The following is a 20,474-nucleotide window of genomic DNA, read 5'->3' as shown; positions in this document are numbered from 1 at the left end:
CGACCAGGGTAGCACTGCGTGGCCAAGAGCCGCCTGACGACGAAGTCGCAAAAAAAGTTGGGTGGCCCAAGCGCCGGTTGCTCTCGAAACTGGATGCATGACACTACGACGATTCGCGCCCGCCATCGCCGGCGCGGCACTTCTGCTTCTCGCCGGTTGCGCGAGCATGGGCCCCGGTGGCTCTCCCGCTCTTCCCCCCGCGGTCTCTCCCGCGGCGCCCGGCACCGTGGTCGGTCAGGGCACCGTCCTTCAGGTCGGCGACGCCGCCCCGCAGCTCTGCCTCGGCGCGATCGCCGAGTCCTACCCGCCGCAGTGCGCCGGCGCCGAGATCGTCGGTTGGGACTGGGACCTTCTGGAAATCAAGGAGACCGAAGGCGACGTGACGTGGGGCACCTTCGCCGTCTTCGGCACCTGGGATGGTGAGCTGTTCACCGTGACCGAGGATGCAGTGCCTCTCGCGCTGTACGACCCGATGGCCAGCGACCCGGACCCGCGGCTCGACCCGGCGAACGCGGGTGAGAACTCCGACGCCGACCTTCGTGAGATCCAGGAAGTGGTGACCACGGATTCGCCCGTGGACGTCTTGTTCTCGTTCTCGGAGAACGGCTACCTCTTCGTGACCATCTACTACGACGACGGGTCCATCCAGGAGTACTTCGACGCGGTCTACGGAGCCGACGTGATCGCCGTGCAGTCGGCGCTCGTGTCGGTGTAGCGACCTAGAACGCGAGCGACTGCGCCACGCGACGCACTTCGGATTTGCGACCTTGCCGGAGTGCGTCGACGGGCGCCGCCCCCAGACTGTCGTCTTCGCCGAGAAGCCAGTGCATCGCTTCGTCGTCGCTGAAGCCGGCATCGGCGAGCACCATGAGGGTGCCGCGCAGCTCGTGGAGGGGCTCGCCGTCTTTCAGGAAGTCGGCGGGGACCTTCAGAACGCCGTCGCGACGCTCGGCGAGAAGGATCCGATCCTCGAAGAGCCGACGGACGCGGCTGGTGGAGACGCCGAGCATCTCGACGAGGTCGGGGACAGTCAACCATTCACGGTCGGCAGAAGAACTCACGCGTTAAGAGTGCCACGAGCGGGGGCGAGAGGCGCGGAGGCTCCCCCACTTTCACTCGAGTCACTCCAATCACATATCTCACTTTGATTGACAGTAGTTGCCAACTGTGACAGCGTTATTGCGGACACAGCCAGGTGCATCCCGGGGGCGGGGAGAAAGGCGGTCGATGTGTCGAACCTCCGCGAGCGCGATGAGATTGCTCGCGCCGTCTTTGCAGGACTCACCCCGAGTGCGCAACCTCTCGTCGTCGAACCGCAAGCCCGAGTCGATCGCGTTCGCGCACCACGAGGCGTGAATCGCGGAATGCGCGCCACGATGCCGCTCGTCCTGGCGGGCGCACTCACGGTGAGCATGAACATCACCGCGCCGCTGCCGCCCGCCTCGGCGCAACCCAAGAAGCCCACACTTCCGGAGACCTCCGGCGCCCGCGCGCTCGCCGCAGCGGTGACCGCCGCGGCCGTGACGACGACGGTTCCGAGCACCTACCGCGTGGCAACCGGCGACACCGTCTCGGCCATCGCGAGCCGGTACGGACTGTCGACGGCATCCGTCCTGGCCCTCAACGGCCTCGGCTGGAAGTCGCTCATCTTCCCCGGCCAAGTCCTCAAACTGCCGGGCACCTCGACGACGACCACGACGCCCGCGGTCGACACGACGAACAAATACACGATCGTCAAGGGCGACACCATCTCGGGCATCGCCGCCCGCTTCGGCATCGCGACCTCGAAGGTGCTTTCGGCCAACGGACTGAGCTGGTCCAGCATCATCTACCCCGGCCAGCGCATCGTGATCCCGCAGGTCGCCACCACGCCCGCGGCCCCGGCCGACGAACCCTCGGTCGACGAACCCACGATCGACATCGACGAGGTCGTGAGCGTCACCCCGACGGACCCGGACTCCTCGGAGAGCGACGACGACCCGATCGTTGACGACGAGCCGAAGACGCCGGCGGCGACCCAGTACTTCCACACCGTCGTCTCCGGCGACACCATTTCGCGGATCGCCGGGGCCTACGGTCTCGGAACGCAGAGCGTGCTCACTGCCAACAACCTCAGCTGGTCGAGCACCATCTACCCGGGACAGAAGATTCTCATCCCCGGCAAGACCACGACCAACACGGCGGGCACCGCCATCACCTCACTCACGAGCGAGATGAAGACCAACGCGCAGATCATCATCGACGTCGGCCGCTCGCTCGGCGTCTCGGACCGCGGCATCATCATCGCCCTCGCCGCGGCCATGCAGGAGTCGAGCCTGCGCAACATCAACTACGGCGACCGCGACTCGGTGGGACTGTTCCAGCAGCGCCCGAGCACCGGGTGGGGCACGGTCGAGCAGCTGACGACGCCGAGCTACGCCGCCAAGCTGTTCTACGGCGGCCCCAGCAACCCCAACAAGGGCAAGACTCGCGGCCTTCTCGACATCTCCGGTTGGCAGAGCATGACGCTCACCCAGGCCGCGCAGGCCGTCCAGATCTCGGCCTACCCGGACGCCTACGCGAAGTGGGAAGCGAGCGCGACCGCGTGGCTTGCCCAGTTGGGCTAGTCGAGACCGATTCTCGCGGCGCTCGCTCCGCGCCGTGTGGCAACAGGTGGGGTTCGCCGTCGCAATCTAGACTTCCGGCGTGAGTGCGAATACGACCGATCCGATGATCGGGCGACTGATCGACGGTCGCTACCAGGTGCGCTCACGCATCGCCCGGGGCGGCATGGCCACCGTCTACCTCGCGACCGACCTGCGCCTGGAGCGCCGGGTCGCGATCAAGGTCATGCACGGGCACCTCTCCGACGACAGCGCGTTCAAGCAGCGCTTCATTCAGGAGGCGCGCTCGGCGGCGCGGCTCGCGCATCCGAACGTCGTCAATGTCTTCGACCAGGGTCAGGATGAGGACTACGCCTACCTCGTGATGGAGTACCTGCCCGGCATCACGCTGCGCGACCTGATCGAGGAATACGGATCGCTCACCGCCGAACAGACCCTCGACATCACCGAGGCGGTGCTGTCGGGTCTCGCCGCGGCGCACAAGGCGGGAATCGTGCACCGCGACCTGAAGCCCGAAAACGTGCTGCTGGCCGACGATGGTCGCATCAAGATCGGTGACTTCGGCCTCGCCCGCGCGGCGACCGCGAATACCGCGACCGGCGCCGCCTTGATGGGGACGATCGCCTACCTCTCCCCCGAACTCGTCACCCGCGGCGTCGCCGACACCCGCAGCGACATCTACGCGGTGGGCATCATGATGTACGAGATGCTCACCGGCGAGCAGCCGTTCAAGGGCGAACAGCCGATGCAGATCGCGTACCAGCACGCCAACGACTCGGTGCCGGTGCCGAGCGGCAAGAACTCCAAAGTGCCCGCCGAACTCGACGAGTTGGTGCTGTGGGCGACCGCCCGCGACCCGGAGCACCGCCCGCGGGATGCGCGTCAGATGCTCGATCAGCTGCACGAGACCGAGGCGCTGTTGCGCACCGCCCTGCCGACCGGCTCCACGACGACGCAGCGCACGATGGTGCTGCCGCCCGCTCCCGCTGCCGCATTCGCGGGCTCTGACGCCGAGACCCAGGTCCTCGGTTCACGCGCGAGTTCCCGCAACGACACCGCGCCGTCGCCGATGCGCCCCGCGACCGCGCAGCTGGCCACGATCGCGCGGCGCCGTCGGCGGCGCGCTCCGTTCGTGCTCATCCTCGTCGTCCTGCTCGCGGCGCTGGCCGGCACGACCGGATGGTACTTCGGCGCGGGCCCCGGGGCGCACGCCACGATCCCCAACAGCGTCGTCAACACAACCCCCGAAGACGCGACCGCGATCCTGACCGAGCTCGGACTCGCCGTCGCCGACGAGACCTCCACTGCACACAGCGTGGATGTCGCGGCGGGCGACGTGATGGCGACCGAGCCGGCGGTCGGATCGAGCGTTCGTCTCGGCGAAGAAGTCACCCTCGTCATCTCGCTCGGCCCACGGGAGGTGACGCTCGAGGCGCTGTCGGGGCGTCCTCTGGAGGACGTCACCGAAGCGTTGACCGACGAAGGACTCATCATCGTTGACCCGGTGATCGAACAGTTCAGCTCGGAGATCGAGTCGGGGCTCGTCATCAGCGCGACCGATCTCGACGCGGAGGACGGACCGACCGACCTGTCGCAGGGCGGAACCACCTTCGAAGGCCGCAGCATCGAGCTCGTCGTCTCCGTCGGCGCGGTTCCGGTGATCATGGGCGAGACGCCCGAGGTCGCGACCCAGCGGCTCGCCGACGTCAACTTGACCGTCGACGGCAGCCGTGAGATCCGGTCCTACTCCGATGACGTGGCCGAGGGGCGCGTCATCGGACTCGTGCGCAGCGACGAGCCGCGCCGGCCCGGCCAGACGGTCGGACTCGAGATCTCGCGCGGCCCCGAGCCGGTCCAGATTCCCGACGTCGAAGGGAAGACCTGGCTCGAGGCACGCCCGATTCTCGAAGCCGCCGGGCTCGTGGTCGAGTACTGGAACAACAACAGTCGACTCATTGGCGAAACCCTCCCGGGCATCGCGACCGTCGAAGAGATCGATCCCGAAGAGGGCGAGACCGTGCCGAAGAACAGCACGGTCCGGGTTCGCCTCAGCGCCGACTGACGCCAGCGCGACACGAACCCGGCCGGCTACTTCTGGCCGAGCTCCTCCGCCACGAGGAACGCGAGCTCCAGCGACTGCATGTGGTTCAGACGCGGGTCGCACAGCGACTCGTACTTCGTCGCCAGGGTCGCCTCATCGATCATCTCCGAGCCGCCCAAGCACTCGGTGACGTCGTCGCCGGTGAGCTCGATGTGGATACCGCCCGGGTGGGTGCCCGCGTCGCGGTGCGCCGCAAAGAACCCGCGGACCTCGTCGACGACGTCGTCGAAACGGCGCGTCTTGTATCCGGTCGGGGTCGTCATCCCGTTGCCGTGCATCGGATCCGACACCCAGATCGGGTTCGCATCCATGCCCTTGATGGCCTCCAGCAGCGGGGGCAGCGCGTCGCGGATCTTTCCCGCACCCATGCGCGTGATGAACGTCAGACGCCCCGGCTCGCGCTCCGGGTCGAGCTTGTCGATCAGCTTCTCCATGTCGCTCGCCGTCGTCGAGGGCCCGAGCTTGACCCCGATGGGGTTGCGGATGCGGGAGAAGTAATCGATGTGCGCACCGTCGAGGTCGCGCGTGCGCTCCCCGATCCACAGGAAGTGCGCGCTCGTGTTGACGGGCGTGCCGTTGCGGCTGTCGATGCGCGTCATCGGGCGCTCGTAGTCCATCAACAGGCCCTCGTGGCTCGTGTAGAACTCGACGCGCTTGAGCTCATCGAAATCGGCGCCGGCCGCCTCCATGAACTTGACTGCACGGTCGATCTCGCGGGCGAGACCCTCGTAGCGCTGGTTGGCCGGATTCACCGCGAACCCCTGATTCCACCGATGCACCTCGCGCAGGTCGGCGAAGCCACCCTGCGTGAACGCACGAACCAGATTCAAGGTCGACGCGGCCGTGTGGTAGCCCTGAATGAGTCGGCGGGGATCCGCCGCTCGGCTCTCCGGCGTGAAGTCGAAACCGTTAACGATGTCACCGCGGTAGGCGGGCAGCGTCAGATCCCCGCGGGTCTCGGTGTCGCTGGAACGCGGCTTGGCGAACTGCCCCGCCATGCGCCCCATCTTGACCACCGGCATCGACGCGCCGTAGGTCAGCACGACCGCCATCTGCAGCAGCGTCTTGACGCGGCGACGGATCTGGTCGGCCGTCGCCCCGGCGAAGGTCTCGGCGCAGTCGCCGCCCTGCATCAGGAAGGCCTCGCCACGGGCGACGCGCGCCAGGCGCTCACGCAGGATGTCGACCTCACCAGCGAAGACGAGCGGAGGAAGCGTGGCGATCTCGGCGGATGCCGCCGCCACCGCATCCGCGTCCGCCCACTGGGGCTGCTGCTTGATCGGAAGCTCGCGCCAATAGTCGAGACCGGCGATCACACGGGGATCTGCCTGCACAACGGTCTCGGACGGGTCTACCACGATCGTTCCTTCTGTTTTTCGAGGAATGGGCCAAAGACAGCCCAGCGATCGAGCCTATCCGACGCGTGAGCCCCGCGCCGTCCGTGGACGTTCAGCCGACCCGCGACGGCTTGCGCTTCTTCACCGAGGTCGCGTACACATCCGTGTACTCCTGCCCGCCGATACGCGCGAGTTCGTACATGATCTCGTCGGTGATCGACCGCAGCACGAAACGGTCGCCCTCGAGTCCCTCGAAGCGCGAGAAGTCGAGCGGCTCGCCGAACACGATCCCGATGCGACGCACCTTCGGCATCATCGTGCCCGTCGGCATCGCCTTCTCCGTGTCGACCATTGCGACGGGGACCACAATCGCGCCCGAGTCGAGAATCATGCGCGCAACACCCGTCCGCCCGCGATACAGCCGACCGTCGGGGCTACGAGTCCCCTCGGGGTAGATGCCGAGCTGGCCGCCCTCGGCCAGGTGCTCCAGACCGCCGTGCAACGACGCCTCGGATGCCTTCCCGCCCGAGCGGTCGATGGGCAGCTGGCCGATCGCCAAGAAGAAGCGTTTGATCAGCCACCCCTTGACCCCGCGACCGGTGAAGTACTCGCTCTTGGCGAGGAACCGAATCGGGCGGTCAACGATCAGCGGCAGAAACACCGAGTCGATGAACGAGAGGTGATTGCTCGCAAAGATGACGGGCCCGGACTCGGGCACGTTCTCGCGGCCGCGCACCCACGGTCGGAACACCGAGAGCATGAACGGGCCCACGATGAGGTACTTCATCAGCCAGTAGAACACGGCACCTCCGGAAACCTTGGTCGAGCCTAGCGCGCGACTCAGCTCGCGCGTTCCGCGCGAATGCGGGCCAGGTCGGCCGCTCCCACCATGCCCGCGTCGTTGACCAGTTCGGCGACGACGAAGGTGGGCTCCGGGTGGTAGCCGCGGGCGGGCACGTGGGCAAGATACGCCTCGCGAACCGGCTCCAGGAGCAGCTCCCCGGCGGCGGCGACCCCGCCGCCGAAGGCGAACACCTCGGGGTCGAGGATCGCCGTGATCGAGGCGGCCGCCTGGCCGAGCCAGCCGCCCAACTCGCGCAGGGCCGCGAGCGCTCCCGGGTCGTTCTCGGCGATCAGGGCGGCGACGAGCGCCCCATCGAGTGCGCCCTGCGCTTCCCGGACCGCCGCGAGATTCTGGCCGATGCCCCCCGCATCCGCGATGTCGTTCGCCATCCGCAACAGGGCCCGGCCGGAGCCGTACTGTTCGATGCAGCCGCGCTGTCCGCATCCGCAGGCGAGGCCGCCCGGCACCACACGCAGGTGCCCGATCTCACCCGCGGTGCCGAAGCCGCCGCGCAGCAGCTGGCCGTCGGCGATGATCGCGCCGCCGACGCCGGTGCCGATCGTGAGCAGCGTCATGTCGCGGACTCCGCGCCCCACACCGAAGCGGTACTCGGCCCAGCCGGCCGCATTGGCGTCGTTGTCGACCGTGATCGCGAGACCCGGAAGCCGTTCACTCAGGTGCTCGCGCAACGGCTCGCTGCGCCAGTTGATGTTCGGTGCGTAGTAGACGATGGACTGGGTCGCGTCGATGAAACCGGGGGCGGCGATCCCGGCCGCCGCGATCTCCTCCCCCCCGGCGAGCTCCGTCACGATCTCCACGACGTGGTCGATGAGCGCCTCACGATCGCCCGCCGGCGTGGGGCGACGCAGTTGGCGAATGATCTCGCCGTCGCGAGAGACGAGGGCTCCGGCGATCTTGGTTCCGCCGATGTCGATTCCGATGGCATGCACGACGCCCGAGTCTAGCCGCGCGGTGCGCCGGTTGGGCCCACCGAGCGCCCGCGAGACACGTAGACTAGAGGCCACCATTCATACCCGGTGACAAAGGAGTTTCCGTGAGCGAGTTCTTCACCCCGCCCCTGGTTCCGGCGGATCCCACGGCCAACGCGACCGACCTTCTGGTCGACCGCCTCGCCGTCACGCCGAACGAACCGCTGTTTGCACTGCCGACCGCCGAGGGCTGCTGGAGCGACGTCTCCACGGCCGAGTTCCACCGGCAGGTCGTCGCGTTGGCCAAGGGCTTCGTCGCCGCGGGCATCGAGCCCGGCACGAAGATCGGCTTCATGTGCAAGACGCGCTACGAGTGGACCCTCGTCGACTTCGCCGCCTGGTTCGCGGGCGCCGTGCTGGTGCCGATCTATGAGACCTCGGCGCCGTCGCAGGTGCAGTACATCCTGAGCGATTCCGGAGCCACCGCCCTGATCGTCGAGACGCCGGACCACTACGCGCGCTTTGATGAGGTGCGCAGCGAGCTTCCCGACGTCGACCAGGTCTGGCAGCTCGACCTCGGCGACCTCGACAAGCTGGCCGCCAGCGGCACCGAAGTCACCGACGACGAGATCGAACGTCGCCGCAAAATCGCACAGGGGTCCGACCTCGCGACCCTGATCTACACCTCCGGTTCCACCGGGCGCCCGAAGGGCTGCATCCTCACGCACTCGAACTTCGTGGAGCTGTGCCGCAACGCGGGCGTCGCATTGAAGGAGGTCGTGGCACCGGGAGCCTCCACGCTGCTGTTCATCACGACCGCGCACATCTTCGCCCGTTTCATCTCGATCCTCGCGGTGACCACGGGCGTCAAGGTCGGGCACCAGGGCGACACATCGAAGCTCCTCCCGTCCCTGGGAAGCTTCAAGCCGACGTTCCTCCTCGCCGTTCCGCGCGTGTTCGAGAAGGTGTACAACTCGGCCGAACAGAAGGCGGAAGCCGGCGGCAAGGGGAAGATCTTCCGCGCCGCGGCCGACACCGCGATCGCCCACTCCAAGGCGCTCGACGCCGGCCACGTGCCGCTCGGGATGAAGATCAAGTTCGCGATCTTCGACCGCCTCGTCTACAGCAAGCTCAAGGCCGCGATGGGTGGCCGCGTGCGCTACGCGGTGTCCGGTTCGGCGCCGCTCGGGCCGCGACTGGGTCACTTCTTCCGAAGCCTCGACCTGCGCATCCTCGAGGGCTACGGCCTGACCGAGACCACCGCGCCGGCGACCGTCAACCTCGTCGACAAGTTCAAGATCGGTACCGTCGGACCGGCCCTGCCGGGCGTCGGAATCAAGATCGCCGACGACGGCGAAGTGCTCGTCAAAGGCGTCGACGTCTTCGCGGGCTACTGGAATAAGCCCGAGGCGACGAAGGAGACCTTCGACGGCGAGTGGTTCAAGACCGGCGACATCGGCACGATCGATGACGAGGGCTACCTCACCATCACGGGCCGCAAGAAGGAGATCATCGTCACGGCGGGCGGCAAGAATGTTGCCCCCGCGGTGCTCGAAGACCCGGTGCGCGCCAACCCGATCGTCTCGCAGGTTGTCGCCGTCGGCGATCAGAAGCCGTTCATCTCGGCACTCATCACCCTCGACCCGGAGATGCTGCCGGTGTGGCTCAACAACAACGGTGAGGCCGCGGATCAGTCGCTCGAAGCCGCTGCGAAGAACCCGAAGGTGATCGCCGAGGTGCAGCGCGCCGTCGACGTCGCCAACGCTCGGGTCTCGCGCGCCGAGTCGATTCGCAAGTTCACGATCCTCGCGACGGAGTTCACCGAGGCGAGCGGACACCTGACGCCGAAGATGAGCATCAAGCGCGACCCGATCATGGCCGACTTCTCGCGCGAGATCGACGAGATGTACTCGTCGGCCTCCCCGGAGACCACCGGTCAGTCGCTCGTTCACTAACCGCCCGCTGATTGAGTAGCGCCGCAAGGCGCAACCGAGCCGATTGAGTAGCGCCGCAGGCGCGTATCGAAATCCGGTCGCAGACCCGACCAGGTTTCGATACGGCCCGCTCCGCGGGCCTACTCAACCGGCGGGGCTGCCCGCTTCGCGGGCCTACTCAACCGGCAGGCCCCGCTGATTGAGTAGCGCCGCAAGGCGCAACCGAGCCGATTGAGTAGCGCCGCAGGCGCGTATCGAAATCCGGTCGCAGACCCGAGCAGGTTTCGATACGGCCCGCTCCGCGGGCCTACTCAACCGGCGGGGCGGCTCAGCTGGCGCGAGCGGCGAACCAGTCGGACTGGCGGATCGCCCGCAGCGCCTCGCGCTTGATCTCGGGGGCGAGGCCTTCGACGTAGAGCTTGCCGTCGAGGTGATCGCACTCGTGCTGAAGTGCCTGTGCCATCAGTCCGTCACCCTCGAGGACGACCTCGGCCCCGTGCGCGTCGACGCCGGTGACCCGCGCGAACGGGTAACGCGACCGCGGGAACGAGAACCCGGGCACCGAGAGGCACCCCTCATCGACGTCCTCCGGCTCGCCCGAGACCTCGAGGACAGGGTTGAAGACGTAGCCGACCTCGCCATCGACGTTGTAGGAGAACGCCCGCAGGCCCACGCCGATCTGCGGCGCAGCGACGCCCGCGCGACCCGGGAGCTTGACCGAGTCGACGAGGTCTTCGGCGAGGGCGAGCAACTTCGGGTCGCCCGGCTTCACGACGATCGGATCGCTCGCCGAACGGAGCACCGGGTCTCCGAAGAGCCGGATCTGACGTTCGGTCATGCCGACCGCCGGGCCGGCAGCCCGTCCATCACGAGCGCGGCCAGCTCACGGGCCGAATCCCGCGTGAACTTCTGCAACGCCGAGAACCGCACGACCGAGCCGGCCGCCAGCTCGGGGTCGTACGGGATCCGCACAATCTCGCGCACGCGCGAACGGAAGTGCGCCTCGATCTCGTCGAGCTTCACCAGGTTCGTGCCCTGCGTGGCGGTGTTGAGCGCCACGATCGCGTTCTTGACGAGGTCACCGTAGCCGTTCGCCTCGAGCCACGTGAGCGTCTCCGATGCCAGGCGCGCCTCGTCGACACTGCCGCCCGACACGATCACGACGGCATCCGCACGCTGGAGCGTCGCGCGCATGACCGAATGCACGATGCCCGTGCCGCAGTCGGTGAGCACGAGCGAGTAGTAGCGCGCCGCGATATCGGCGACCACGTTGTAGTCGTCCTCATCGAAGGCCTCCGAGAGCAGCGGATCCGTGTCGGAGGCGAGCACGTCGAGGCGCGTCTCGTCGCGCGACACATGGCTCGACAACTCGGAGAAGTCACGGATGCTCGGCGCGTGCGTGACCACGTCTCGCACCGTGGAGCGCGTCTGCTTGTTGACGCGTTCCGAGAGCGTGCCGCGGTCGGGGTTGGCGTCGACGGCAATGACGCGATCCTCGCGAACGTCGGCGAGAGCCATGCCGAGGATCGTCGTAATCGTGGTCTTGCCGACACCGCCCTTGCGGGTCAGCACCGGCACGAAGCGCGTGCCGCCCTCCAGCCGTTTGGCGATGCGCGCATCCAGGGCCTTGCGCTCGCGCACCGCGGGCGAGTCGCCGAGGTTGATCTGGTGGAAGCTCGCGCGGTACACGAGGCTCGGCCAGCGCCCCTCGGGCGCGCCTCGACGACTGCCGCTCTTCTCGTGCAGCAGACGCTCCGCCGTGAGCATGGATGCCGACTCCGGCGAATCGCGCACCCCTGCGTGCGCGTCGCGGGCGTCGATCTCGTCGCCCGGGAGCGGCGGCACGACGGCGACCGTCTGGTCGTCCAACTCGGAAACCAGGTCTCCCTCGCCGGCGGGAAGCCCCGCGTGTTCCTCCGCGTCGAGGTGGATCGAGGTCGTGGCGAGCCCATCGACCTGCGGAAGCACCGGCGTGATCGCGATGTCGTGCAGCGTGACGGCCGCCTCGTCGTCGGCGGGTTCGTGCACCGTCGTGGGCAACTCGATGTTCACCGTGAGGCTCTCGGGCAGTTGGGTCGCGAGACCCTCGTCCCCGGCCACGTCGGAAACCGCGTCGCCGGGCTCATCGACCGACGTCGGCTTCTCGTTGCGGACTCGCGCCACGCTCACTCCCCTTTCGACGACGCAGGTTCGCGCCAACGTCCGAGTCTACCGGCGCGATGCGATCACGACTCGACGACGACCAACAGGTCGCCCGCCTCCACCTGCTGCGTGTTCGGGATCGCCAGGCGCTTCACGGTGCCCGCGATGGGCGACGTGATGGCGGCCTCCATCTTCATGGCCTCGATCGATGCCACCGCCTGACCCGCCTCGACCTTGTCGCCCTCGTCGACCTTCAGGGTGACGACTCCGGAGAACGGCGCCGCAACCTGACCCGGCTTGCTGGCGTCCGCCTTCTCGGCGGTCGGGGTCGAGACGGCGACGCTGCGGTCGCGCACGAAGACCGGCCGCAACTGACCGTTGAGCGTGGTCATGACGGTGCGCATGCCCTTGGCGTCGATCTCACCGATGGCTTCGAGCCCGACGAACAAGTTGACACCGGGTGCGATCGGGACCGCGTGCTCGACACCGGGCTTCAGCCCGTACAGGTAGTCGAGGGTGTCGACGACCGACAGGTCGCCGTAGGTCTCGCGCACCTGCTCGAGCTGCTGGGTCGGACCGGGGAAGAGCAAGCGGTTGAGGGCCCCGCGACGCTCCTCCGGGGTGCCCGCCAACGCCTTCTCGTCGTCGGCCGTGATCGGCTCGACTCCGATCTTGACGTTGCGGCCCTCGAGGATCTTGCTGCGCAACGGCTCGGGCCATCCGCCCGGCAGGTCGCCGAGTTCACCGGCCATGAAACCGATGACCGAATCCGGGATGTCGAACTTGTCGGGGTTCTGTTCGAACTCGGCCGGGTCGGCGTTCGCGGCGGCAAGCGCGAGGGCGAGATCGCCGACGACCTTCGACGAAGGGGTCACCTTCGGCGGACGACCGAGCATCTGGCTGGCGGCGGCGTAGAGGTCTTCGATCACCTCGAAGCGGTCCTCCAGGCCGAGCGCGATCGCCTGCTGGCGCAGGTTGGAGAGCTGACCCCCGGGGATCTCGTGCTTGTAGACCCGGCCGGTGGGGCCCGGAAGCCCCGACTCGAACGGACGGTACGCGCTGCGCACGGCCTCCCAGTACGGCTCCAGATCGCTCACCGCCTGAAGCGAGAGCCCCGTGTCGCGGTCGGTGTGCGCGGTCGCGGCGACGAGCGCCGAGAGCGAAGGCTGGCTGGTGGTGCCGGCCATCGGGGCGCTTGCGGCGTCCACCGCATCCGCACCGGCACGAGACGCCGCCATGAGCGTCGCCAGCTGACCGCCTGCCGTGTCGTGCGTGTGCACGTGGACGGGGAGGTCGAAACGCTCCCGCAGGGCGGTCACGAGCTTCTCAGCCGCTCCCGCGCGCAACAGGCCCGCCATGTCCTTGATCGCGATGATGTGCGCGCCCGCATCGACCATCTGCTCGGCGAGCTTCAGGTAGTAGTCCAGCGTGTACAGCGTCTCGTTGGGGTCGAGCAGGTCGGCCGTGTAGCACAGCGCCACCTCGGCGACGGTGCTGCCGGTCTCGAGCACGGCGTCGATCGCCGGTCGCATCTGGTCGACATCGTTGAGGGCATCGAAGATGCGGAAGATGTCGACACCGGTCGAGGCTGCCTCGCGCACGAACGCGCTCGTGACCTCGGTCGGGTACGGCGTGTAGCCGACCGTGTTGCGACCGCGCAGCAGCATCTGGATGGCCACATTCGGCAGTGCCTCGCGCATCGTCGCGAGGCGCTCCCACGGGTCTTCGCCCAGGAAGCGCAAGGCGACGTCGTAGGTCGCGCCACCCCAGGCCTCCACACTCCACAGTTCGGGAGTGAGGCGCGCCACGTGCGGCATGACCGCCGTCAGGTCTTTGGTGCGGACGCGCGTGGCCAGCAGCGACTGGTGTGCGTCACGGAACGTCGTCTCGGTGACCGCGAGCGCCGTCTGCTGGCGCAGCGCGGTCGCGAAGCCGACCGGTCCGAGCTCGAGCAGCTTCTGGCGCGTCCCCGACGGCGCCTCGGTCTCGAGGTCGACCGCCGGAAGCTTGCGCGCCGGGTCGATCGCGTGCGCGCCATCTCCGTTCGGCTGGTTCACCGTGACGTCGGCCAGCCAGCTGAGGATCTTGGTGCCGCGGTCGCGCGACTCGTGCCCCTTGAAGAGTTGGGGGCGCTCGTCAATAAAGCTGGTCGACAGGTCTCCGGCGACGAACGCCGGGTCCTCCAGCACCGCCTGCAGGAACGGGATGTTGGTGGAGACACCGCGGATGCGGAACTCCGCCAGACCGCGCTTCGCCCGCGCCACCGCGGCCGGGAAGTCGCGACCGCGGGCCGTCATCTTCGCCAGCATCGAGTCGAAGTGCGGGCTGATCTGCGAACCGGTCTGCACCGTGCCGCCGTCGAGACGGATGCCCGAGCCGCCGGGCGAACGATAGGTGGTGATCTTGCCGGTGTCGGGGCGGAAGTTGGCGCCCGGGTCTTCCGTCGTGATGCGGGTCTGCAGCGCCGCGCCGTGAAGCTCAACCGAATCCTGGGAGAGCCCGAGTTCGGCGAGCGTCTCCCCCGCCGCGATCCGCATCTGGGACTGCACGAGGTCGACGTCGGTGACCTCCTCGGTCACGGTGTGCTCGACCTGGATACGCGGGTTCATCTCGATGAACACGTGCTGGCCGGCGCGCTCCCCCGCGGTGTCGAGCAGGAACTCCACCGTTCCGGCGTTGACGTAGCCGATCGACTTGGCGAACGCGACCGCGTCGCGATACATCGCCTGACGGGTGTCTTCGTCGAGGTTCGGTGCGGGCGCGATCTCGACCACCTTCTGGTGGCGGCGCTGCACCGAGCAGTCGCGCTCGAACAGGTGGATCGTCTCACCGCTCGCGTCGGCGAGGATCTGCACCTCGATGTGGCGCGGGCGCACGACCGCCTGCTCGATGAACATGGTCGGGTCGCCGAACGCGCTGTCGGCTTCGCGCATGGCGGCCTCGAGCGCACCACGGAGGTCTTCGCGCTTATCGACCCGACGCATCCCGCGGCCACCACCACCGGCGACCGCCTTGGCGAAGACGGGGAATCCGATTTCGTCGGCGCCGGAGATCAGCGCCTCAATGTCGGTCGTGGCGGGGGTCGACTTCAGGACGGGAACGCCCGCGGAGATCGCGTGCTCCTTCGCCGTGACCTTGTTGCCGGCCATCTCCAGCACGTTGCTGCCGGGACCGATGAAGGTGATGCCGTTGTCGCGAGCCGACTGGGCGAGATCCGGGTTCTCGGAGAGGAATCCGTAGCCCGGGTAGATGGCATCGGCGCCGGCTTCCTTGGCGACGCGGATGATTTCGCTCACGTCGAGGTAGGCCCGAACCGGGTGCCCCTCCTCCCCGATCAGGTAGGCCTCATCGGCCTTCAGGCGGTGCATCGAGTTGCGATCCTCGTAGGGATACACCGCAACCGTCTTGGCCCCGAGCTCGTAGGCGGCGCGGAACGCGCGGATGGCGATTTCACCGCGGTTGGCAACCAGGATCTTCTTGAACATTCGGTCCTCTCGGCACGCGGCTGAATTTTGGCTCCTTTCAGATTACTGAAGGTAGGCTCCCTTCTCGTGCACGTACTGAGCGTCAGCTCCCTCAAAGGGGGTGTCGGCAAGACAACCGTGACGCTCGGCCTGGCGTCTGCGGCCTTTGCGCGCGGGGTTTCGACGCTCGTCGTCGACCTCGACCCGCAATCGGATGTGTCGACCGGGATGGACATTTCCGTCGCCGGTCATCTGAACATCGCCGACGTGCTGGCATCCCCGAAGGAGAAGATCGTGCGTTCCGCGATCGCCCCGTCGGGATGGACGCGCGGGCACCGCGGCACCGTGGATGTGCTGATCGGCTCGCCGTCGGCGATCAACTTCGACGGCCCGCACCCGAGCATTCGCGACATCTGGAAGCTCGAGGAGGCTCTCGCCCACGTCGAGCAGGACTACGAGCTCGTGCTGATCGACTGCGCGCCGTCGCTTAACGCCCTCACCCGCACCGCCTGGGCGGCGAGTGACCGCGTCACGGTCGTGACCGAGCCGGGGCTGTTCTCGGTCGCCGCGGCCGACCGCGCCCTGCGGGCGATCGAGGAGATCCGCCGCGGACTGTCACCGCGCCTCCAGCCGCTCGGGATCATCGTGAACCGCGCCCGCGTGCAGTCGCTCGAGCACCAGTTCCGCATCAAGGAGCTGCGCGACATGTTCGGGCCGCTCGTGCTGTCGCCCCAGCTGCCGGAACGCACGTCGCTGCAGCAGGCGCAGGGCGCCGCGAAGCCGCTCCATGTCTGGCCGGGCGAGAGCGCGCAGGAGATGGCGCGCCACTTCGACCAGTTGCTGGACCGCGTGCTGCGCACCGCCAATCTGCAGGACTTCCCGGTCGCCGACGCCGAGTCCAACGCCTAACCCGCGCGCGCCCGCGCCGCCGCGCGGCGGAAGAGGGGTGGGGTGGGGCTAGCTGGCGGCGCGCGAGGCGCGCTTGGCGGCGAGGTCGTCGCGCGGGTCATCGACCGAGATGGTGTCGAGCTCGACGAGACTCGTCTCCACCTCGCGCAAGACCTTGCCCACCGCGATGCCAAAGACGCCCTGCCCGCGGCTGACCAGGTCGATGACCTCGTCGTCGGAGGTGCACAGGTACACGCTCGCGCCGTCGCTCATGAGCGTCGTCTGGGCGAGATCGTTGACGCCCGACTCGCGCAGCTGGTTGACGGCGGTGCGGATCTGCTGGAGCGAGATCCCGGTGTCCAGCAGGCGCTTGACGAGCTTGAGGACGAGGATGTCGCGGAAGCCGTAGAGCCGCTGCGAGCCGGAGCCGGCCGCCCCACGGACCGTCGGCTCCACGAGTTGCGTGCGAGCCCAGTAGTCGAGCTGGCGGTAGCTGATTCCGGCCGCACGAGCGGCGACCGTTCCCCGGTAGCCCGCGGTGTCATCCATCTCGGGCATGCCGTCGGTGAAGAGCAGGCCGAGGTCGTAGCGCGATTCTTCGCTGCGTTTCACGTCGCTCATCTGCCATCCTCGATCCGCCGGGGTAACCCTCAGCTTGAAGTTGAACTTCAACTTCTCGTCACACCCCACGGTACCCACCACTCCCCGTGGCGACAATCACATCCCGCGCGACACGCGGAGTGTCGTGCGAAATTCGATGCCCTAGAGCTTGCTCAGCGCCGAACGGATGAGGTTGGAGCGCACCACCTCGAGCTGTCCTGCGATCTCGCGCGCCATTTCGCGCGCCTTCGCGCGACTCGACGCATCGGTGCGACGCGCGACCGGGATGAGCGCGGTCTCGATGAGCCCCAGTTCGCGTTCCGCCGACGCGCGGAACCCGCGCAGATGGCGCGGCTCGATCCCCGAGCGCTGCAACTCGACGAGCGCCGTCAAAACCGCCAGCGCCTCGTCGCCGTAGTGATCCGCGGGCACGATGAGCGACGCCGAAATCGCATCGCCGAGCAACAGGGTCGTCGCACCCGCCTCACGAATCAGTTCGTCGCGCGTGAGCCGACGCTCCGACGGCAGCATCGACGGCCCGGGCACCGCACCGCCCCCGGGCAGCACCGGATCGCGGCCGGCATCCAGGTCTTCCAAGTAGGAACGGATGACCTTGAGCGGCAGGTAGTAGTCGCGCTGCATCGACAGCACCAGACGCACGCGCTCGACGTCGGCGTGCGAGAACTTGCGGTATCCCGACTCGGTGCGCGAGGGGGTGACCAGCTGACGCTCCTCCAGGAAGCGAAGCTTCGACGGCGACAGTTCGGGGAACTCCGGATTCAGGCGCGCCAGCACCTGCCCAATGCTCAGAAGCTGCGGCGAGGAGTGGGAGCGCGCCGCGGACGAACCAGCCGGCATCAGGACGCGGCACCCGCGACATCGGCGCGCGAGGCATAGAACGTCAGACGGAACTTGCCGACCTGCACCTCGGCGCCATCGGACAGCGGAGCCGCCTCGATCCGCTCACCGAGGAAGTAGGTGCCGTTGAGCGAGCCCAGGTCTTCCACGTGGAAAGCGGTGCCGGTGCGCACGAATCGGGCATGGTGACGCGACACCGTCACGTCGTCGAGGAAGATGTCGGCATCGGGGTGTCGCCCGGCGATGGTCTGGTCGGCATCGAGAAGAAAACGCGCACCGATGTTGGGACCGCGCCGCACGATCAGCAGGGCGGATGCGGACGGCAGCGCCGCGATCGCCTCCTGCTCTTCGAGGCTGACGCCCGCTTCCATCGCCGCGAGCTGCGCGACGAACTCGTCGGAGAAGTGCGCGGTCGTGTCCGTCGGCGGCATCGCCGAAGGCTGCCCGTCGGCACCGTTTCGCGGCGCTTCGGGGGCTGCGTTCTCGCCCGTGTCGACCATCTCGACCTCCTCTAAACGTTCAGACTATCGGACGCGCCGGAACCCGAAACCGGGGAAATCCGGACCACACGGATCGTCTCGCGAAGATACAGGATGCCCGCCCACCAGTACAGGAAAGCGCCCCACAGCGCGGCCGACCAGCCGAGCACGGTGGCGACCGGTTCGAGGGCCGAAAACGCTCCCCCGAGGATGAGCACCGGTAGCGCGAAGAGCAGCGCGAAGGTCGCCATCTTGCCCAGGTGGTGCACGTACAGCGGCCCGTAGCCGTGGTTGGCGAGCACCACCCCGAGGACGATCAGCAGCACGTCGCGGGCAATGATGATGGCGACCAGCCACCACGGGATGAACTGCTGCCAGGCGAGCCCGATGAGCGTGGCGAGGATGTAGAGCCGGTCGGCCGCGGGATCCAGGAGCTGACCGAGTCGGGTGATCTGGTCGAACCGGCGCGCCACGACCCCGTCGACGAGGTCGGTGACGCTCGAGACGACGAGGATGACGAGCGCCCAGAGGTACTCCGCCGCGATGAGCGTGCCCAAGAACACGGGAATGAGCAGGAGCCGAAGCAGGCTCAGGGCATTGGGGATCGTCACGATCCGGTTGCTGACCTCGGTCACACGTCCCCTCCTGGTGCGATTGTAGGGCGACGGAGCGATATTCACGATTGTCGGTCTCGATCGGCACCTCCGCGGGGCCTGCCTGTGCCACCCCGGCGGGTCACCTTGGCGTGCGAGACGCGAGTGCGTAGGCTCCCGCCATGTCGTGCATCCGCTTCAATACGCCCGCTCAGCGCGCGCAGATGCGCGCTCACGCGCCCGCGATGCTGACGGCCGCGGAGGCCGCGGAACTGCATCCCGCTCCCCCGGTGACCGAGAGCAAGATCCGTCGTCTCCGCCTGTTGGCCGAGGACAGCAACCCGAAGATCCGCGAGAGCGTGGCGAGCAGCTACCACGCGCCGGCCGACGTCTTCGAACGCCTCGCGCGCGATGCCGACCCGGGCGTGCGCGCCTGTGTCGCCCGCAACGAGGCGGCGCCGTGCGACCTGCTGCGCGAACTGGCCGGCGACGAGAACGAGTCAGTGCGCGGCTGGGTCGCCGTCAACTTTTACGTTCCGGCGGATGCCATGGAACGTCTCGCCGAGGACGACAGCGAACTGGTGCGCAGCCTCGTCGCCTGGAAGGCGTCGCTCGCTGAGCAGGACGAGCAACGGTCAGTCGAACGCGGCATCCAGTTCGCGCAAGCGGTTTCGTAGCCCCGGCCAGGTCGCGGCGAACCCCGGATGCAGCGGCCGCGCCGCGACGTCATCCAGCGCCACCCATTCGAGCTCGACGCTTTCGGCGTCGCCGATCACCGGCTCGAAACGGTTATCGACCCGCGCCAGCACGGTCGTGTACGACCAGTAGCCGAGGTCATTGACGACGGTGTCGAGCACGCGCACCCGCTCGGGCGGCACGCCCGCCTCCTCGTCGGCCTCGCGAATGGCCGCGTCGACCGCCGACTCCTCGGGTTTCCGCGCCCCGCCGGGGAGTCCCCAGGTGCCCCCGAAGTGACTCCAGGTGGCGCGCAGTTGCAGCAGGATCCCGGAACCCGGATGCGCCACCAACAGCCCCGCGGCACCGTAGGTACCCCAGAACTTGCCCCGCGGCCCGTCCACCCAGGCATCCCCCGGACCGTGCGGGCGACGGGCGCTCGGGTCATGGCTGGCTCGCGTCACGCGTTCAGCCTAATGAGCGCGAGGCCGGGCACGGGTCCGTATGCTCGCTGACGTGAGCGCTCGACTGGACGCCTGGCTGTGGGCCGTGCGGCTGACCAAGACCCGGTCGGTGGCGACCGCGCTCTGCCGTGCCGGACATGTGCGGGTGAACGGGGATCGGGCGAAGGCGGCACACGCCCTCCAGATCGGCGACGAGGTGCGCGTGCGCACCGAGGCGGGACCGCGCGTGGTGATCGTGCGTCAACTCATCCGCAAGCGGGTGGGGGCGGCGCTCGCGGCCGAGGCGCTGGAGGATCACTCGCCTCCCCCGCCGCCGCCGGAGGAGCGTTCGGTCGTGGGCGTCCGTGATCGCGGCGCGGGCCGGCCGACGAAACGCGACCGGCGCGAACTGGAGCGACTGCGGCACCGCGAGGAGCTCTAGGTGTACCCGGTCACTTCGTTCGTGACACTCGGCTGATCGGGGGCTTGCCTCCGCAGGCGGTGTGGGCTCGAGTGTAGTTGTAGTGTTCGAGCCAGGGCGCGAGAGCGTTGGCGCGGTCCTGGTTCGAGGTGAATGGGTGTCT

General features: G+C 68.1%; 19 protein-coding genes and 1 pseudogene. 7 read left to right on the top strand and 13 right to left on the bottom strand.

The window, feature by feature from the left end; genetic code table 11:
* The first annotated feature begins 97 nt into the window (after positions 1-97).
* Positions 98-715, top strand: coding sequence for a hypothetical protein (locus tag QZ258_RS11940; protein WP_294181830.1), 618 nt, complete (start codon positions 98-100; stop codon positions 713-715).
* Positions 716-719: 4 nt separating this feature from the next.
* Here the strand turns inward: QZ258_RS11940 and QZ258_RS11935 are convergent, their stop codons facing one another.
* Positions 720-1,061, bottom strand: coding sequence for an Rv2175c family DNA-binding protein (locus QZ258_RS11935; RefSeq protein WP_363182271.1), 342 nt, complete (start codon positions 1,059-1,061; stop codon positions 720-722).
* Between the two features lie 303 nt (positions 1,062-1,364).
* Here QZ258_RS11935 and QZ258_RS11930 point away from each other — a divergent pair, with 303 nt between their 5' ends.
* Positions 1,365-2,606, top strand: a complete 1,242-nt coding sequence (locus QZ258_RS11930; protein WP_294181829.1) for a LysM peptidoglycan-binding domain-containing protein — start codon at positions 1,365-1,367, stop codon at positions 2,604-2,606.
* A gap of 79 nt (positions 2,607-2,685) precedes the next feature.
* Complete coding sequence (gene pknB / locus QZ258_RS11925; RefSeq protein WP_294181827.1) at positions 2,686-4,665, top strand: Stk1 family PASTA domain-containing Ser/Thr kinase; 1,980 nt, start codon at positions 2,686-2,688, stop codon at positions 4,663-4,665.
* Between the two features lie 26 nt (positions 4,666-4,691).
* On the opposite strand, the gene QZ258_RS11920 is transcribed toward pknB, so the two are convergent.
* From QZ258_RS11920 to QZ258_RS11910, 3 genes are all read right to left on the bottom strand, one after another.
* Positions 4,692-6,062: a class II 3-deoxy-7-phosphoheptulonate synthase gene (locus tag QZ258_RS11920; protein WP_294181825.1), complete on the bottom strand. Its 1,371-nt coding sequence runs from the start codon at positions 6,060-6,062 to the stop codon at positions 4,692-4,694.
* A gap of 91 nt (positions 6,063-6,153) precedes the next feature.
* Positions 6,154-6,843 (bottom strand): 1-acyl-sn-glycerol-3-phosphate acyltransferase, encoded by a 690-nt coding sequence (locus QZ258_RS11915; protein WP_294181823.1) that lies wholly within the window; start codon positions 6,841-6,843, stop codon positions 6,154-6,156.
* A gap of 38 nt (positions 6,844-6,881) precedes the next feature.
* Positions 6,882-7,835: an ROK family protein gene (locus tag QZ258_RS11910; protein ID WP_294181821.1), complete on the bottom strand. Its 954-nt coding sequence runs from the start codon at positions 7,833-7,835 to the stop codon at positions 6,882-6,884.
* Positions 7,836-7,939: 104 nt separating this feature from the next.
* On the opposite strand from QZ258_RS11910, the gene QZ258_RS11905 reads away from it, so the two are divergent.
* Positions 7,940-9,769 (top strand): long-chain fatty acid--CoA ligase, encoded by a 1,830-nt coding sequence (locus QZ258_RS11905; RefSeq protein ID WP_294181819.1) that lies wholly within the window; start codon positions 7,940-7,942, stop codon positions 9,767-9,769.
* 307 nt (positions 9,770-10,076) lie between these two features.
* Here the strand turns inward: QZ258_RS11905 and QZ258_RS11900 are convergent, their stop codons facing one another.
* The 3 genes from QZ258_RS11900 to QZ258_RS11890 all read right to left on the bottom strand — a co-directional run bounded on the left by QZ258_RS11900 (position 10,077) and on the right by QZ258_RS11890 (position 15,375).
* On the bottom strand, positions 10,077-10,586 hold the full coding sequence (locus tag QZ258_RS11900) for a peptide deformylase (RefSeq protein ID WP_294181817.1): 510 nt from the start codon (positions 10,584-10,586) through the stop codon (positions 10,077-10,079).
* Positions 10,583-11,911 (bottom strand): MinD/ParA family protein, encoded by a 1,329-nt coding sequence (locus QZ258_RS11895; protein WP_294181815.1) that lies wholly within the window; start codon positions 11,909-11,911, stop codon positions 10,583-10,585. The genes QZ258_RS11900 and QZ258_RS11895 overlap by 4 nt, the downstream gene beginning before the upstream one ends.
* A gap of 62 nt (positions 11,912-11,973) precedes the next feature.
* Positions 11,974-15,375, bottom strand: a complete 3,402-nt coding sequence (locus tag QZ258_RS11890; protein WP_294181813.1) for a pyruvate carboxylase — start codon at positions 15,373-15,375, stop codon at positions 11,974-11,976.
* 66 nt (positions 15,376-15,441) lie between these two features.
* Here QZ258_RS11890 and QZ258_RS11885 point away from each other — a divergent pair, with 66 nt between their 5' ends.
* Positions 15,442-16,263, top strand: coding sequence for a ParA family protein (locus QZ258_RS11885; RefSeq protein WP_294181810.1), 822 nt, complete (start codon positions 15,442-15,444; stop codon positions 16,261-16,263).
* A 48-nt stretch (positions 16,264-16,311) separates the two neighbouring features.
* Here the strand turns inward: QZ258_RS11885 and QZ258_RS11880 are convergent, their stop codons facing one another.
* The 4 genes from QZ258_RS11880 to QZ258_RS11865 form a co-directional block, all read right to left on the bottom strand.
* Positions 16,312-16,863, bottom strand: coding sequence for a MerR family transcriptional regulator (locus QZ258_RS11880; protein WP_294181808.1), 552 nt, complete (start codon positions 16,861-16,863; stop codon positions 16,312-16,314).
* 141 nt (positions 16,864-17,004) lie between these two features.
* A complete protein-coding gene (locus QZ258_RS11875) occupies positions 17,005-17,700 on the bottom strand; it encodes a MerR family transcriptional regulator (protein WP_294181806.1) in 696 nt (231 codons plus the stop codon).
* Complete coding sequence (locus tag QZ258_RS11870; RefSeq protein ID WP_294181845.1) at positions 17,700-18,131, bottom strand: FHA domain-containing protein; 432 nt, start codon at positions 18,129-18,131, stop codon at positions 17,700-17,702. The genes QZ258_RS11875 and QZ258_RS11870 overlap by 1 nt, the downstream gene beginning before the upstream one ends.
* Before the next feature lie 80 nt (positions 18,132-18,211).
* Positions 18,212-18,814, bottom strand: a complete 603-nt coding sequence (locus QZ258_RS11865; RefSeq protein ID WP_294181804.1) for a CDP-alcohol phosphatidyltransferase family protein — start codon at positions 18,812-18,814, stop codon at positions 18,212-18,214.
* A 140-nt stretch (positions 18,815-18,954) separates the two neighbouring features.
* Here QZ258_RS11865 and QZ258_RS11860 point away from each other — a divergent pair, with 140 nt between their 5' ends.
* Positions 18,955-19,449: a hypothetical protein gene (locus QZ258_RS11860; protein WP_294181802.1), complete on the top strand. Its 495-nt coding sequence runs from the start codon at positions 18,955-18,957 to the stop codon at positions 19,447-19,449.
* On the opposite strand, the gene QZ258_RS11855 is transcribed toward QZ258_RS11860, so the two are convergent.
* Positions 19,408-19,911: an NUDIX domain-containing protein gene (locus QZ258_RS11855; RefSeq protein WP_294181800.1), complete on the bottom strand. Its 504-nt coding sequence runs from the start codon at positions 19,909-19,911 to the stop codon at positions 19,408-19,410. The genes QZ258_RS11860 and QZ258_RS11855 overlap by 42 nt on opposite strands.
* A 40-nt stretch (positions 19,912-19,951) precedes the next feature.
* Between QZ258_RS11855 and QZ258_RS11850 the strand changes: the two genes are divergently transcribed.
* Positions 19,952-20,332, top strand: a complete 381-nt coding sequence (locus QZ258_RS11850) for an RNA-binding S4 domain-containing protein (protein ID WP_294181797.1) — start codon at positions 19,952-19,954, stop codon at positions 20,330-20,332.
* A 25-nt stretch (positions 20,333-20,357) separates the two neighbouring features.
* On the opposite strand, the pseudogene QZ258_RS11845 reads toward QZ258_RS11850, so the two are convergent.
* A pseudogene (locus QZ258_RS11845) lies at positions 20,358-20,474 on the bottom strand (integrase core domain-containing protein); the annotation flags it as partial.

Source organism: uncultured Schumannella sp. (assembly GCF_905479755.1).
GTDB lineage: Bacteria > Actinomycetota > Actinomycetes > Actinomycetales > Microbacteriaceae > DCRR01.
Note: the sequence above shows the minus strand (reverse complement) of the source record. Positions and strands in the feature narration are given on the sequence as shown.